This window comes from Granulicatella sp. HMSC30F09 (genome assembly GCF_001806915.1).
In the GTDB taxonomy this organism is placed as follows: Bacteria; Bacillota; Bacilli; order Lactobacillales; family Aerococcaceae; genus Granulicatella; species Granulicatella adiacens.
Genome location: NZ_KV786426.1, coordinates 26,780 through 43,810 on the forward strand (window position 1 = coordinate 26,780; position 17,031 = coordinate 43,810).

Sequence of the window (17,031 nt, forward strand, 5' to 3'; positions counted from 1 at the left end):
ATTCAACTTTGTGGGGGAAAGAAAACGAAATGCCATAGATACAATGTATCTATGGCATTTCTGTCTTTCTCCCTCGTTTTAATGCTATTCCCGTTATTGCTAATATAGAATCCGTGGATACGACGTAATCCATAATTGAATGATTATCTTTTGGGATTTGTGCACAAGAGAAGGAACCTGCGCTGCTTGAGTTAGTAAGTTTGAAGGGCGTGCTATTAACAAATTAAACTGAAAAGCAGTTTTAAAATTTGAGTTATTGTCTCAAATTTTCGAGGAATCAACCTATTTAGTAAATTCTGTAAGAGTAGGATTAAACCATATAAAGCACCAAGAAGATGATGACTGAGAATCTGGCGGATTCGTTGTCGTAATAATGGGAAAGTGCATTAAATGCGAATTAGCAGGAGTTAGAAATGTTTTTCTTACTCCTGCTTTGAGGCTTTAAAGGCGAAAGACGTAAGGCAAGAGGTGGTGCCCCATTACAACGACAATGAAAAAATCCGCAAGGATTCTCAGGAATCATCTTCTTTATTAAAAAGTTTTTTTATGCATAAATGGAAACTCTTGCAGAAAAAGTGTATACTAAATAGGTATGATTGTGAGGTGGCGAAATGGCCAATTATAGTTATCCAATTGATTTGGAATGGTCGCATGAAGAGATGAGTAAAGTCATCAAACTTTGGAATGCGGTCGAAGAGGCTTACGAAAAAGGGATCCAAGTCGAGGCATTCAAAAAAGCCTACCAAGAATTTAAAACGGTAGTCCGTAGTATCGGTGAAGAGAAGAGACTTGGCCGTGAATTCGAGGAAGTAAGTGGATATAGCCTTTATCGTGTTGTCCAAGCAAGTAAAAACGCAGCAAAAATTATTCGTATGGAAGGATTGGAAAAATAATGGATTTATTAGCAACACACCTATTAGTAAATGACTGGATTATGGAGGCTGGACAAAAAATCCGTCACAGCTTTGGTGAACCATTAAAAGTAGATACAAAAACAAGCCGTAATGACTTAGTAACAAACGTGGATAAAGAAATCGAACAATTCTTTATCGCAAAAATTCGCGAACAATTCCCAACACACAAAATCATGGGAGAAGAAGGTTTCGGTGACGAATTAACTTCAATGGACGGTTACGTTTGGTTAATCGACCCAATCGATGGCACATTGAACTTCGTGAAACGTCAAGAAGACTTTGGGATTATGATTGCTTTATATAAAGATGGCGTTGGTCTATTAGGCTACATTTACGATGTAATGCGTGACCGCTTCGTATACGGTATTAAAGATTATGGTGCATACTGCAATGGCCGTCGTATTTCAACTCCTGAAATCCACAGCATTGGCGACAGCTCAATTAACGTGAATGGATTCATGTTATTAGAAGCTAACGATAAAGAAGCAGAAATGATCCGTAAAGCAATGGTTACTCGTACTTACGGAGCTTCTTCGATTGAGCATATCCAAGTAATCTTAGGAAAATCTGTAGCGTATGTTTCTACATTACTTGCTCCATGGGATATCGCACCTGGAATGGTTATCGCTAAAGAACTAGGATTACACTACAGTACAGTTGACGGAAAAGAAGTAGACTTCTTAGTTCCTAACAAAAAGACAACAGGTGTTATCTGTTCTAAAAATATTGCTGACGAAATTATCGCAGCATTTAAATAAAAATGAGTGGAGGGGCGTAAGAGATTACGCCTCTTTGTTTTAAAGGAGAACGTATGAATATTGCAGTTTATTGTGCGGCAAGCCAAAGTAATTGCCCTGCATTTGATAAGAAAACAGAAGAACTAGGAAAGTGGATGGCAAAACACAACCACACGCTTGTCTACGGTGGTGGAAATACTGGACTCATGGGAGTAATAGCGAACGCCGTAATGAAGGAAGGCGGCAAAGTGATTGGCGTGATGCCGCAGTTCTTTGTAGACCGTGAAATTGCGAAACAAGATATCACGAAACTTCATATTGTCGATACGATGTCGCAGCGTAAAAATCAGATGATTGCACTCAGTGAAGTGTATATTGCGCTTCCTGGTGGTCCTGGTACCCTTGAAGAAATCTCTGAGGTCGTTTCTTGGGTACGTGTAGGACAAACGGATGGTATATGTATCTTCTATAATATGGAAGGCTATTATGATCATTTAGAAGCCTTTTTCGATAAAATGATGGAGGCGAACTTACTAAGCAAAGAAGACAGAAGCCAAATTCATTTTGCGAAAACTTTGGCTGAAATCGAAGAGTTGATTGAAGCTCATAAAAAGCGTTAGAAGTGATTCTAGCGCTTATTTTTAATAGCGAAAAGGTTTGAACTTTGCTATAATAAAGGATATGAGTTTAAGGGAGGGCAACGAATGGAATTAGAAAAAACAACGCAAATGAACTTGCTTGTAGAGTTCTATGGCAGCCTTTTAACCGATAAACAACTCGAATATATGGAGCTCTATTATGGGGATGATTATTCGCTTGGTGAAATCGCCGAAGAATTTGACGTGAGCCGTCAAGCAGTATATGATAATATCCGCCGCTCGGCAAAGTTATTAGAAAACTACGAAGAGAAATTACATCTGGTCGCTGATTTCTATAAACGCCAAGAGCACTATGATGAATTAGAAAAAGAAATTCAAAAGAACTATCCTGAGGCAACACAGCTTGCTTCAATCGTTTCAAAATTACAAGAGATGAATAAATAAACTCAAGGAGTGAAATTATGGCATTCGAAGGATTATCAGATCGTCTGCAAAATGCGATGACTTCCGTTTCACGAAAAGGAAAAATTACGGAAGCTGACTTAAAACAAATGATGCGTGAAGTGCGTCTTGCGCTTTTAGAAGCCGACGTTAACTTCAAAGTTGTAAAAGACTTCGTGCGTAAAGTCAACGAACGTGCATTAGGTGCCAATGTGCTTGAAGCATTATCACCAGCACAACAAGTCGTTAAAATCGTTAACGAAGAATTAACAGAATTAATGGGGGGCGAACAAGCGCCGTTCCGTTTTGAAGCGAAACCGCCAACGGTAGTAATGATGGTCGGTCTTCAAGGGGCCGGTAAAACAACGACTGCTGGTAAACTCGCTTCTTTCATGGCGAAACATGAAAAGAAACGCCCATTACTCGTTGCTGCCGACGTGTATCGTCCAGCCGCGATTGACCAATTACAAACATTAGGAAAACAATTAAACTTCCCAGTATTCTCACTTGGAAATCAAGTCAGCCCAGTGGAAATCGCCAAACAAGCGATTGAAAAAGCGAAAATTGATGGTCGCGATTTAGTGATTATCGATACGGCCGGTCGTTTGCATATTGACGAAACCTTGATGGAAGAATTACAAAACATCAAGGCAGTTTCAAATCCAAGTGAAATCTTACTCGTTGTCGACTCAATGACAGGGCAAGATGCCGTAAACGTTGCTCAAACATTTAACGAACGTCTGGATATTACAGGGGTTATCCTTACAAAACTTGATGGGGACACTCGTGGTGGTGCGGCTCTATCTATCCGTTCTGTTACAGGAAAACCAATTAAATTTACAGGTCGTGGGGAAAAATTAGAAGACTTCGAAATCTTCTACCCAGAACGTATGGCTTCTCGTATTCTTGGTATGGGGGATATGATGACCCTTATCGAGAAGGCGCAACAAGACTTCGATGAAGCAAAAGCGCAAGAAATGGCTGATAAAATTAAAGCAAATACCTTTGACTTTAATGACTTTATCGACCAATTAGACCAAGTGAATAAGATGGGACCACTTGAAGACATCTTGAAGATGATTCCAGGGTTAAATAAAATGGCTGGTCTAAACGACTTAAAAGTGGATCCAAAAGATACAGCTCGTATGAAAGCTATCGTCTTATCGATGACTCCACAAGAGCGTGAAAATCCAGATATCTTATCACAAGCTCGTCGAAAACGGATTGCGGCAGGTTCAGCTCGTCCATTAGCAGAAGTGAACCGTTTAATTAAACAGTTCAACGAGTCTAAGAAGATGATGAACCAAATGTCCAATGGTAATATGAAAGGCCTAGAAGGCATGATGAACCAAATGGGCATGGGCGGACGTACGAATAAACTTGCTCAAATCGGTATGCAACAATACGCACGCCGTCAAAAACAAAATAAATTGAAAAAATTAAAGAAAAAACGTTAGGAAACAGCGTTATAAAATAATAAAAACCGCAACATCTTACTAAACACGTAAGGTTGCGGTTTTTATTATGGTGAAGATAACGCAAAGAAAGGAGAACTCAATGGGAAATCAAACGAAAACATGGCATGTCATTCCAGCGGTAGTCGCAACGGCGATTATGAGCTTTTGTGGTGTGCTGATTGAAACCGCAATGAACGTTACCTTCCCAACATTGATGACAGAATTCAATACAGATTCTTCAGGGATTCAATGGGTAACAACAGGATACTTACTGGCGATTGCCATTGTCGTGCCTATTACGGCGTATTTAACACGAAACTACACAATTCGCCAACTCTTCTTGGCGGCGAACCTTTTATTTATCGGTGGGGTCTTAATTGACTGTATTTCACCAAACTTAGCGATTTTATTACTCGGACGCTTTATGCAGGGGATTGGAACAGGAATTGCACTTCCACTAATGTTCCATATCGTATTGACAAAAGTACCTTTGCACCAACATGGAACAGTGATTGGAATTGGAGGAATGACGACCGCTCTCGCGCCACCAATCGGACCAACATTTGGTGGTGTCGTCTCAAGTATGTTTGGATGGCGTGCGATTTTCTACGCATTGATTCCATTCCTTATTTTCTCATTAGTGATGGGACTTTGGGCGATTCAAGCGGAAGAGTCGCCGAAGAAACAACCGTTCAACTTTATGGCGTTTGTAACGTTAGGGATTGGACTCGCAAGCTTACTGATGGCGATTGAACATTTATCCGTCATCTACCTTGGAGTAGTAGTTGTGGCTTTTGCGGCATTCTTTTACTTTAACCAAGTGAATCCACTCTTATCGTTTAAACCATTCAAGCTTGTTCGCTTTAATGCGACACTTTATATCGTGTTAGCCTTCCAAGCAGTCGTCTTAGGTTTATCGTTTATTTATCCAAACTTTATTCAATTAGCGTGGGGAGAAACAGCCACAGTGGCTGGGCTCTTCATGTTCCCTGGGGCTGCGATGGTTGCGGTATTATCTGTTGTGTCGGGTCGTTGGTATGATAAATCAGGCCCGCTAAAACCAATCTTAACGGGATTAGTATTTGCGGTTGTTGGGGGAGTAGCCATCAGCGTCTTCTTCCCAGGGTTAACGATTTATCCACTCTTAGCGCTAAACGTAATCTTTATGACAGGGATTGGATTTGTAATGGGAAGCAATGTGACCTATTCGTTAGCGCAATTAAATTCAGAGATTCAAGCAGATGGGAATAGTATTGTGAATACATTGCAACAGTTCACTGGTGCGATTTCAACAGCTGTTATCGCACGTATTTTCAGCTCTTTTGATTCAAACTTAGTAACAGCAGGACAAATCAGTGTCATCTTTGTAACGACACTTGCGGTGATCGCCCTTGTTGTTTTCTTGTGGATTTATCCGCAAACGCAAAAGAAAAATTAAAATAGTGAGGCAATCCTTTTCTACTGGGAGAAGGGTTGCCTTTTTTAGTACTTATCATATGAAATGAAAAGAGGACTATAGTACAATAGATAGACGTGTGAAAGGAGAGCAAAATGTATTTACTAAAGAAATTATCGTGGTTTTTTAAATTAGAGTGGAAACGATATGCTATCGGGATTCTTGCATTATCTCTTGTTAGTGTACTGAATCTGATTCCACCAAGAGTGATTGGGGAAGTTGTCGATGCCATTGACCTGAAGACCTTAACAACATCGTCTTTACTATGGAACTTATTGCTGTTACTCCTTTCAGCAGTAGCCATGTATGGCCTTCGTTTTGTATGGAGACTATTCATCTTCGGGACTGCAAACTCGCTAGGACAGAGACTTCGCAATCGTCTATACGATCACTTCACAAAGATGTCTCCAAGTTTCTATCAAAAGTACCGTTCTGGAGATTTAATGGCTCATGCCACCAATGACGTGTGTGCTGTTGTCATGACTGCTGGTGGAGGTGTCATGTCGGCTGTCGATGCTTCGATTACAGCGCTAGTGACGCTAGCGACGATGTTCTTTGTGCTCGATTGGCGTGTGACGCTCGTTGCGATTATTCCATTGCCGCTACTGGCGATTGCGACAAATATTGTAGTTCGTGCGGAACATCAAAGTTTCAAAGAATCGCAAGAAGCTTTCTCACTGCTGAATAACCATGTAAACGAGAGTGTTTCTGGGATTAAAGTTACCAAATCTTTTGGATATGGAGAAAAAGAAACGGCGTCATTTTGGCAAACGAACCAAGATGCATGGAAGAAGAATAATCATGCTGCGAAATTTAATAATCTATTCGATCCAATCGTTTTGATTTTCGTGGGACTTAGCTACTTAATTAGCCTGGGGTATGGTGGGTATTTAATCCAACAGGGGGAATTTACGGTAGGAGAAATGATTACCTTCATGACATATCTAGATATGCTTGTATGGCCGCTTCAAGCCATTGGTTGGCTCCTAAATATCGGTCAACGTGCAAGCATCTCGTATCGTCGTATTGAAACATTATTGGAAGAGACAAGTGAAATTGAAGAAGCTCCAAACGCACTTGGGGTTAAAGAAGCGCGTGAGATTAATGTCGATATTCACAACTTCCGATATGAAGATGTGCCAACATTAGAAGACGTAACATTTCACCTCCGTCAAGGGCAAACGCTTGGGATTGTAGGCCCAACAGGTTCAGGAAAATCAACTCTCTTAAAATTATTCCTTCGTCAATATGATGCCGGAAAAGAAGAGATTTTAATGAATGGACACTCGATTCAAGACTATCGCATGAAGGACTTGCGTGCACTTATGGGATATGTGCCACAAGAACAGATTTTATTTGCGATGTCGATTAAAGACAATATTCGTTTTGGAAATCCAACGCTTTCTGACGAAGCCGTGATCGAAGCTACTAAAATCTGCGGACTGTATGACGATATTATGGCGATGCCTGAAGGATTCGATACGTTAATCGGGGAGAAGGGTGTCCTTTTATCAGGCGGTCAAAAACAACGTCTATCGATGGCACGCGCTCTTGTAGTGAATCCGGAAATTCTAATGTTAGATGATTCGTTATCGGCAGTTGATGCGAAGACAGAGCATTTAATTTTAGAGAACTTGAAACGTGAACGCAGCGACAAAACAACAATGATTACAGCGCATCGTCTATCAGCGATTGTGCATGCGGACCTGATTATCGTGCTCCAAGATGGACGTATTGTTGAAAAAGGAACGCATGAAGAATTAATGGCGCTTGGTGGATGGTATGCCAAAACTTACGACCGTCAACAGCTTGAAGCGACACTTGAGGAAGGGGGAGACGCAGTTGAACATGAAGACCTTTAATCGACTCATCTCCTACTTATGGCGTTATAAGAAGTCGAGTGCGATTGCGATTTTATTTATCCTCTTATCCAGTGTGACCGCAACGGTAATTCCGCTGATGGCTCGTTATTATATCGATACGTATATTGATAATGGCGTATGGAATGAAGGGTACTGGCTCCTGATGGTTTACTACTCATTATTCTTGTTACGTGTTCTACTCACTTATATCGGAACCTATGCTTTTAGTTATGTATCCAATAGTGTTGTTCGCGATTTACGTCAGGAGGCCTTTACTAACATGCAAAAACTCAATATGACGTATTTTGATACAACTCCAGCTGGAGCGATTGTCTCTCGTTTAACCAACGATACACAGGCAGTTAGCGATATGTTTAGTTCGATTTTTTCGACATCTCTAAGTACTTTATTTATTGTCGTGGCAACACTGTCTGCGATGTTTAGTATGAATGTTGGCCTTACGATTTTAATGGTTCTGTTTATTCCGGTGATGTTTGCATCCGTTAAAATTTATAACCATTTATCTCACAGCGTAATTCGTAAGACGCGTGAGAAGCTCAGTGAGATTAACGTGAAGCTTGCAGAAAGTATTGACGGGATGAAGATGATTCAGGCCTTCAACCAAGAAGATCGTTTAAGAAAAGAATTCGAACAGATTAACGAGGAACATGTGCAATTCTCGAATCGTTCGATTAACGTGAACAGTCTGTTCCTTCGCCCAGCGATGTCACTTTTGAAGCTTGTTGCCTATGCGGTCATTATTTTATACTTTGGCCTTACTTGGGAAGTAGCTGGAGTAACAGCAGGGGTGATGTACGCCTTTATTCAATTCTCGAATCAGTTATTTAATCCGTTAATTGATGTGACACAAAACTTCTCGATTATTCAAACATCGATGATTGCAGCAACGCGTGTCTTTGAAATCATCGATAATACTGATTATGAACCTGAACAACTTGGGAAGGTTACGCAGATTAAAGACGGGAAGATTGAATTTAGAAACGTCACTTTCTCTTATGATGGGAAACGAAATGTATTAAAGAATATTAACTTTGTCGTGAATCCAGGAGAGACCGTTGCCTTTGTCGGTTCGACGGGTTCAGGGAAATCCTCTATTATGAATCTCTTCTTACGATTTTATGATTTTAAAGAAGGGGAAATCTTGATTGACGAACTTCCAATTCAACAGTATTCAAAAGAAGTCCTTCGCGATAAAATCGGACTCGTACTTCAAGATCCATTCTTATTCCATGGAACGGTTGCTTCTAATATTCGCATGTACCAAGACATCACAGACGAAGACGTGAAGCAGGCGAGCGAATTTGTTGATGCTCATCATTTTATCGAACAACTTCCACAAGGATATGACCATAAAGTTTCTGAAAAGGGCTCAACATTCTCTAGTGGTGAGCGCCAATTAATCGCCTTTGCTAGAACGATTGCAGCCAATCCGAAAATCCTGATTCTGGATGAAGCGACTGCTAATATCGATTCGCAAACCGAAGAAGTGATTCAAACATCTCTTAAGAAGATGAGAAACGGTCGAACCACTTTAGCGATTGCGCACCGATTATCGACGATTCAAGATGCAAACCAAATCTTTGTACTCGATAAAGGTGAAATCGTAGAAAGCGGAACGCATACGGAACTCTTAGAAAAAGAAGGACTCTATTATAAAATGTACCAACTCCAAGCTGGGATGATGCAAGAATAACAATCGTTAGAAAAGACATAGCGAAAAGTCGCTATGTCTTTTTTTGCAAGTGTAACATTTTTGTTACGTAACATAATTATTACATCTTAAGTTAGAAAAGTTCAGTTGTATCAAAAATGATTTGTATCAAAATTGATACAAAAGGAGTTTTTGAATTAAAGTTGTATCATCTGTGATACGTATCATGCGGGATACACATGTAATAACTATAAAATTTTAAGAAGAATATAATGGTGTGAAAAAAGCGGCGAAAAATGATAGCGTTTCATATTGACACGTTCCAAAATTAATTGTACACTATCAAAGTAGAGGAGGATGATTATGACTAATCCATTACAAGAAGCAAGAAAAGAGCATGTACTAGTGTGCGCTCATAGAGGAACTTGTGGAGCTTCTGTAATTCAGAATACTCGACTAGCCTTTAATAACGCATTATTACATGGCGCTGATATTGTCGAACTCGATATCGTTCGTTCAAAAGATGGTATTTTTTATGGACTACATGACGGGGTCGAAAAGTATATTTTTGGAAAGGAAGTAGATATTAGAGAATTAAACTCTGATGAAATCGATCATCTTGTAGTGACGAATGAATTCGATAAACCACTTGAAGGTCATGTTGAGAGAGTCGATGTTATCTTAGATTATTTAGCAGAAAAGGATTGCTTTATCAACTTAGATCGTAGCTGGTTTTACTGGGATACGTTCCTTGATTATTTAAAAAAACGTCCAGATACAAGTTGTTGTATTTTAAAAGCTCCAGCTAAAGCAGAAATTCTAGAAGTTTTAAATGCGGCTAAATTTGAAATCGCTTTTATGCCAATCGTCAAGACTCAAGAAGAGTATCGGTTGGTTGAGCAATATGCCAACATCAATACAGTTGCTGTTGAGTTAATCTTTAAAACTCTAGATGCTGAAACGGTAAATCCTGATTTTATGGATGAACTTCATCAAAAAGGATTGCTACTCTGGGCCAATACTTTGACATTAAATAAAGTGTCTAAGTTATGTGGAGACTGTGATGACCATAGAGCAGTTTCAGGAGATTTAGATGGTAGCTTTGGCAAATTATTGGAAATGGGATTTGATATTATTCAAACCGATTGGCCATATTTATTAAGTTCATATATTAAAAATATACAAAAATAAAGGAGAATCTTTATGAACAAAACATTGAAAAAATTAGCTTTATTATCAGTTGCGATACTTGGTGCGGCATGTGCGCCTAGCACATCTTCTTCATCTGAAAGTACGCAAGCATCTTCTGGATCATCAGGATCTTCAGATGAAAAAATCGTTATTTACTCAAACTCAGTATCAAACGGTCGTGGAGACTGGTTGAAAGAAAAAGCTGCTGAAAATGGCTTTAATATTGAATTTGTAAGTATCAACGGTGGTGAGTTAGCAGACCGTGTTATCGCAGAAAAAAATAATGCGATTGCGGATATGATTTTTGGTTTAAATAATATGGAATTTAACCGTTTGAAAGATGAAAACTTATTGGAAAAATATGAACCAAGTTGGAAAGGCGAAGTAGACTTATCTCTTGGAGATGCAGACGGATTATTCTATCCATTAGTGGTGCAACCTTTAGTATTGATTGGTAATGAATCTTCAACAATGCCAAAAGATTGGACTGACTTAGCTAAACCTGAATACAAAGGTAAATATAATATCTTCAAATTAAGTGGAGGTACTTCAAAAGTTATCTTAGGAAGTATTGCTTCTCGCTACCGCGATGACAGCGGCGAGTTAGGAGTTTCTAAAGAAGGCTGGGACGTTATCAAGGGGTACGCTCAAAACGCTAAAGTCGTAGCAAGTGAAACAGACTATATTGGTATGATTATCGATAAAAAAGATGGTATTGAATATAACATGATGTGGGGTTCTGGTTATTTACAAAATAAAAACGAACGTAAATATAACTTCAATGTTATGTATCCAGAAGTTGGTGAACCGTTTGTAACTGAACAAATTGGTATTTTAAACACTTCTAAGAAGAAAGAAACAGTACAAAAATTCATTAATTGGTTTGGTAGTGCAGAAGTTCAAGCTGAATGGTCTAAGAAATTCTCTTCTATTCCAGCAAATAAAAAAGCTCTTGAACAAGCAAATGATGATGTTAAAGACTTTATGAGTAAAGTAAAATCTCAAAAATTAGATTGGGAATTCATTTCAAAAAATATCAGCTCATGGGTTGAAAAAGTTGAACTTGAATTTTTAAAATAGAATGATGAGGAATTGAACATGATTAAATTTGAGAATGTTCAAATTAGCTACGGTGACTTTGTCGCCGTAGATGATTTGAATTTAGAAATTAAAGAGGGCGAATTTTTTACATTCTTGGGGCCCTCAGGTTGTGGTAAATCTACAACTTTAAGAACACTAGTTGGTTTTATTGATCCTTCCAAAGGAAATATTTTCGTAGACGAGAAAGATATAACTCGTCTAGCTCCTGAAAAAAGAGAGATTGGTATTGTATTCCAAAGTTATGCTTTATTCCCAACTATGACTGTATATGACAACATCGCATATGGGTTAAAAATCAAAAAAATGCCAAAATCTGAGATTGATGCAAAAGTAAATGAAATTGCTCAAAAGATTAAAATTTCAGATAAACAATTACAACGAAATGTATCTGAATTAAGTGGGGGACAACAACAACGTGTGGCTCTTGCTCGTGCATTAGTATTAGAACCAAAAATTCTTTGCTTAGATGAACCTTTATCTAACTTAGATGCTAAACTTCGAATTGATTTACGTCTTGAATTAAAGAGATTGCAAAGAGATTTAGGAATTACTACATTGTACGTAACCCATGACCAAGAAGAAGCATTGACGCTTTCAGATAGAATTGCTGTATTCAATAATGGGTTTATCGAACAAGTGGGTACTCCACAAGAAATTTATAACCAATCTGCGACTGAGTTTGTTTGTGATTTCATTGGAGATATTAATAAACTTACTGAAGAGACAATGAAAGAATTGACTGGTAAGGAAGAAGAAAAAGTTGGATACATTCGACTTGAAAGAATTAAATTCAAATCGACTTCTGAAGAAGATTACACAATTAAAGGAACGGTGGTTGATACAGAGTTTAAAGGGGTATTAGTTCAATACACCGTTAAAGCTGAAAGTGGACAAATCCTACGTGTGATTCAGAAGAATGATTATCTAGAAATTTTTGAGTTAGGACAAGAATTAACATTATTTATTCATCCTAATGATATTCTACAGTACTAGGGGTGAGATTAATGGCCAAAAGAAATAGCCTAAGTCAATGGATTTTAAGACTCATTGTGGGCTGGATATTAATTGCATTAGTCATTTACCCAAACTTAAATCTACTAAAAGAAATTTTCTACAAAAATGGGCAATTTTCATTCACTGCTGTTCAGAAGATTTTTTCTTCTCAACGTGCAATGCAATCCATTCAAAATAGTTTTATTTTAGCGGTAGCATTAGTAATTACCGTTAATGTTGTCGGTACTTTAGTAGTTTTATTTACAGAGTACTGGGAAATTAAAGGTAGTAAAGTATTAAAACTTGGATATATGACGTCACTAGTTTATGGTGGGGTAGTATTAGTTACTGGATATAAATTTGTTTATGGAAGCAATGGTGTGATTACTAAATTCTTAACTCAAATTTTCCCAAGTTTAGATAGTAACTGGTTTACCGGGTTTGGTGCTGTATTATTTATTATGACTTTCGCATGTACATCCAACCATATGATGTTCTTACGAAACGCAGTGAGGTCGGTTGACTATCATACGATTGAAGCTGCAAGAAATATGGGGGCAAGTCCAGCAAATGTGTTGTTTAAGATTGTTTTACCTACATTGCTACCAACCATTTTTGCGTTAACAATCTTAACATTTTTAACAGGGTTAGCTGCAGTTTCTGCACCATTAATTGTTGGGGGAACTGATTTCCAAACCATTAACCCAATGATTATTACATTTGCTAAATCACAATCCTCAAAAGATTTAGCTGCATTTTTAGCTATGTTATTGGGATTAGCGACAATTATCTTATTGACTATCATGAATCGTGTTGAACGTGGTGGTCGTTATATGTCAATCTCAAAAACAAAAGCAAAAATTAAAAAACAAAAGATTCAATCACCAATTGGTAATGTGATTGCGCATATTGTCGCTTATGTTTTATTCTTCATCTATGTGATGCCAATTGTATTTATTATTTTGTATTCATTTACAAAACCATTAGCGATAAAACAGGGTGAAATTTCATTTACGAACTTTACGCTAGAAAATTACCAACAACTCTTTACAAGTGCTTCTGCATTTTCTCCTTACTTAATCAGTTTGGTGTATGCAGGATTGGCTGCAGTGTTAGTAACGATTTTAGCAATTGTGATTGCAAGAATCGTACGTCGTAGCACATGGAAATTTGATTTCCTTTTTGAATACGGTGCATTAGTACCATGGATTTTACCATCAACATTGATTGCTTTAGGATTTTTATTCACATACAACCAACCAAGATGGATTATCTTAAACTGGGTATTAATTGGTACTGTTGTAATGTTACTAATTGCTTTTATTGTTGTTAAATTACCATTCTCATACAGAATGGTGAGAGCTGTATTCTTCAGTATTGATGATGAATTAGAAGAAGCATCTCGTAGTATGGGAGCTTCAACTTTCAAAACGATGATTAAAGTTATCATTCCATTTATCTTGCCAACTGTATTGTCTGTGGCAGTATTGAACTTTAACAGCTTACTATCAGACTTTGATTTATCCGTATTCTTATATCATCCTTTATTTAAACCTTTAGGTATTGTTATTAAGGAAGCTAGTGATGAAACAGCAACTACAAATGCTCAAGCAATGACATTTGTATATACTGTAGTGCTTATGATTATTTCAACAGCAGCATTGTACTTAACAAGAGGAAGAAACTCTAAGAAATCAAAGAAAAAGAAATAACATTTAAAAGGCAATGAATATAAGTCATTGCCTTTTTTATTGGAGGAGATATTTTGAAAAATTTAGTGTTTGATATGGGAAACGTCCTCATTGAATGGAATAGTGAGAAGATTTTACAAGCTATTACAGATGATAGAAAATTACATAACTTGTTAAGAAAAGAGGTTTTTGAAACTGGTTTGTGGGTTCAAACTGATGAAGGTGTGAAGACTAGGGAAGAAATGATTGAGATAGTCACAGCTAAAATAGGGGAAGAGTATCGAAATGAAATAACTCAACTTTCAAGATACTGGTATAAATACGTGGATGTTTATACAAAGGTTCAAGATAGAATTATTGAACTTTCAAAAAATGGCTACAATATTTACATTTTATCAAATACAGCTTATACTTTTTATGATTTGGTAAAAGAAGGATATCTTCCAGCGGCTTCTATTGCTAAAGGAATCGTACTTTCTTGCGAAGAAAAAGTCTTGAAGCCCAATGAAAAAATTTATAACATCCTTCTTGAACGATACAATTTAGATCCTCACGATACGATGTTTTTTGATGATTTGTCAGAAAATATTTGGGGAGCAGCGTGTTGCGGGATTAATGGATTTGTTGTAGAAAATGAACGTGAATTATTAACTTACTTAGATAAGTTAAGGGAGGAAATGAATTGGCGACAATTAAGGACATTGCTAAATTAGCAGGTGTTTCTCACGGAACCGCCTCTAATGTTTTAAACCAGAGAGGTAATGTCAGTTCAGAAAAGATTTCTAAAGTCCTAAAGGCTGCAAAAGAATTAGGTTATACGATTAATCCTCAGGCTCAACTGTTGAGAAAGGGCTTCTCGAATAAAGTAGTTGTTTTTATTCCCTTTGTTTTAAAAGAACATTATTCTGTGTTCTACGAAAGTATATTACAACAGGCTGAAAAAGAGAGTATTGAGATTGAGGTTTTCTATTTTAAAGAAAAAAATTTACGAAGTATTGTAGAAAAGGAAAGTTTATTAAAACCTTCAGTTGCAGTATTTGTTGGGTATGTTCCAAAAGACAATGTGTTAACAATATTTCAACAGGATACGAAAATACATTTTGTTGATGTTTTGGAGGATCCGAATAAATATGGTGTTATCTCATTTGATTATAGTCTTTTAGCAAAAGAGTTAATAAAACGATTGAATAAAGGTAATCAAAAATTACTGTTAATCGATTATAAATTCGAGAATGGGAAATCATTATCTGAAGATATTTTGAATGAGATTTCTGAACATATTTCAATTGAGAGATTTTCAATGGAGAATAGGCAAGATTTAATTCGATTGTTTGAACAATATGAGAGGCTTGACGAGTTCAGCGCTATTTTTGCAATTGATAGAGAGATTCTTAGAAACATTCAAGAAATTCAGTCTTGGTTAGGAAGAAGCAGAATAGAAAATATTTTTGCTCTAGATAGTTTTCAACTTATTCGTGCAAAAAAAAATATTTTTGAGTTGGATTATAAATTGTGTGCTAAAAAGGTCATCGATATAATTAAAAATGGGGATATGGGTCGTATTCTGATGACACCAGAAGGGTTTAGAGCTAAAAACGTTTATACGAAATATGCAAATCCTCAGAAGATACGATTGCTAACGATTAGTTCTCCAACAACTCGTGTGTTGAAATTCTTATCAGGTATTTTTGAACATGAGACAAATATTCGCATTGAAATAGAAGAATTGGAATCTTCAGAGTACGATGTTACGAAAATTAAAAATAGTGCATTCACAAAGAGGTATGATCTAATCCGACTGGATATGGCCGTGTTACCTGAAGTGGCGGAGGATCTTTTTGTTCCTTTAGAGGATGTAGAAGGCAGTAAGAAACTTCTTAAACAATTTGACGAGAAATTACTAAACGAATTTATGTATTCAAATAAAAAATGGTATGGTGTTCCTTTAGATGTTTCCGTTCAATTACTTTATTATCGCAAGGACTTATTTTTAAATAAATTAGTTCAACGAGAGTTTTATGAGCGGTTTAGAAAAGAATTAATTGTACCACAAAGTTATGAAGAATTTGACTTGATTTGCCAATTTTTCACTAAGAATATAAATAAGGCATCTCAAACTGAGTATGGGCATAGTATTGCGATGAAAACGCCGCTCGTTGCTTCATGTGATTTCTTACCAAGATACCGTGAGCAAGTGTTAAATCAAGTTGATAATCCTTATCAAACGGCTTTAGAGCAATATAAGGCTAGTTTAAAAACTAGTGATCAGAACAAAGATAAATGGTGGGGAGATATCGTTCAGGAATTTGCTGAAGGAAAAACAGCAATGATGACCGTCTTTTCTAACTATTCAACAGTGCTTGCTGGTCAGTTGCAAAACGATATTGATTTTGGTGTAGCTCGTATTCCTGGAAAACAACCACTGATTGGTGGAGGAACTGTGGGGATTGTAAAAGAAAGTAAGATGAAAGAGCAAGCGCTATTATTTTTAGAATGGTTGTATAGTGACGAAATTTCTAAACTAATCGTAGCGCTTGGAGGAATGATTCTTAGTAAGGAAGTTCTAAGTAACCAAGAATTAATGGAAATGCACCCATGGTTATCACATTTGGAGAAGTCTATTCAATTAGGAAAAAGGCAAGTTTGGAATAATCAAAAATTCAGTTTGTCGGATGAAATAGAACTAGGCGAAAGAGTATTACAAGAAGTTTTTAACGATTGAAGAGATAAGGATTCTTATCTCTTTTTTTGCAGAAAAACAATGATCATACAATTTTTGATACGTATCAAAAATGATACAAACTTACTTAAAAACGAAAAGTGTATCATCTATGTTACGTATTATGCAGGATACACAGTGCATCAAAAAAATACCTTTGAGAAGACTGTACTGACCCCAAAAAGTTAGACAATTAAT

At 37.1% G+C, this 17,031-nt stretch carries 14 protein-coding genes; all 14 read left to right on the top strand.

Annotated elements, in window-relative coordinates:
- Positions 1-611 precede the first annotated feature (611 nt).
- The 14 genes from HMPREF3103_RS05165 (at position 612) to HMPREF3103_RS05230 (ending at position 16,836) form a co-directional block, all read left to right on the top strand.
- Complete coding sequence (locus HMPREF3103_RS05165; protein ID WP_070437912.1) at positions 612-893, top strand: UPF0223 family protein; 282 nt, start codon at positions 612-614, stop codon at positions 891-893.
- Positions 893-1,672, top strand: a complete 780-nt coding sequence (locus HMPREF3103_RS05170; RefSeq protein WP_070437915.1) for an inositol monophosphatase family protein — start codon at positions 893-895, stop codon at positions 1,670-1,672. Before HMPREF3103_RS05165 ends, HMPREF3103_RS05170 begins: the two co-directional genes overlap by 1 nt.
- Before the next feature lie 53 nt (positions 1,673-1,725).
- Entirely contained in the window at positions 1,726-2,271 is a 546-nt protein-coding gene (locus HMPREF3103_RS05175) for an LOG family protein (protein WP_070437918.1), read from the top strand.
- Positions 2,272-2,355: 84 nt separating this feature from the next.
- The gene (locus HMPREF3103_RS05180; protein WP_048711172.1) at positions 2,356-2,694 is read left to right on the top strand and encodes a putative DNA-binding protein; all 339 of its coding nucleotides are present in this window, start codon (positions 2,356-2,358) and stop codon (positions 2,692-2,694) included.
- 17 nt (positions 2,695-2,711) lie between these two features.
- Positions 2,712-4,148: a signal recognition particle protein gene (gene ffh, locus HMPREF3103_RS05185; RefSeq protein WP_070437921.1), complete on the top strand. Its 1,437-nt coding sequence runs from the start codon at positions 2,712-2,714 to the stop codon at positions 4,146-4,148.
- Positions 4,149-4,248: 100 nt separating this feature from the next.
- Entirely contained in the window at positions 4,249-5,586 is a 1,338-nt protein-coding gene (locus HMPREF3103_RS05190) for an MFS transporter (RefSeq protein ID WP_049554639.1), read from the top strand.
- Positions 5,587-5,699: 113 nt separating this feature from the next.
- Positions 5,700-7,466 carry an ABC transporter ATP-binding protein gene (locus HMPREF3103_RS05195; protein ID WP_070437923.1) on the top strand — a complete coding sequence of 589 codons (1,767 nt, stop codon included), beginning with the start codon at positions 5,700-5,702 and terminating at the stop codon, positions 7,464-7,466.
- A complete protein-coding gene (locus HMPREF3103_RS05200) occupies positions 7,453-9,180 on the top strand; it encodes an ABC transporter ATP-binding protein (protein WP_070437926.1) in 1,728 nt (575 codons plus the stop codon). The genes HMPREF3103_RS05195 and HMPREF3103_RS05200 overlap by 14 nt, the downstream gene beginning before the upstream one ends.
- A gap of 321 nt (positions 9,181-9,501) precedes the next feature.
- Positions 9,502-10,329 (top strand): glycerophosphodiester phosphodiesterase family protein, encoded by an 828-nt coding sequence (locus tag HMPREF3103_RS05205; protein WP_070437930.1) that lies wholly within the window; start codon positions 9,502-9,504, stop codon positions 10,327-10,329.
- A 12-nt stretch (positions 10,330-10,341) separates the two neighbouring features.
- Positions 10,342-11,409 (top strand): extracellular solute-binding protein, encoded by a 1,068-nt coding sequence (locus HMPREF3103_RS05210; protein ID WP_070437932.1) that lies wholly within the window; start codon positions 10,342-10,344, stop codon positions 11,407-11,409.
- A gap of 18 nt (positions 11,410-11,427) precedes the next feature.
- Positions 11,428-12,423 (top strand): ABC transporter ATP-binding protein, encoded by a 996-nt coding sequence (locus HMPREF3103_RS05215; RefSeq protein ID WP_070437935.1) that lies wholly within the window; start codon positions 11,428-11,430, stop codon positions 12,421-12,423.
- Positions 12,424-12,434: 11 nt separating this feature from the next.
- Positions 12,435-14,135 carry an ABC transporter permease gene (locus HMPREF3103_RS05220; RefSeq protein WP_070437939.1) on the top strand — a complete coding sequence of 567 codons (1,701 nt, stop codon included), beginning with the start codon at positions 12,435-12,437 and terminating at the stop codon, positions 14,133-14,135.
- Positions 14,136-14,188: 53 nt separating this feature from the next.
- Entirely contained in the window at positions 14,189-14,827 is a 639-nt protein-coding gene (locus HMPREF3103_RS05225) for an HAD family hydrolase (RefSeq protein ID WP_083278742.1), read from the top strand.
- Positions 14,797-16,836, top strand: a complete 2,040-nt coding sequence (locus HMPREF3103_RS05230) for an extracellular solute-binding protein (protein WP_070437945.1) — start codon at positions 14,797-14,799, stop codon at positions 16,834-16,836. Before HMPREF3103_RS05225 ends, HMPREF3103_RS05230 begins: the two co-directional genes overlap by 31 nt.
- Positions 16,837-17,031 lie beyond the last annotated feature (195 nt).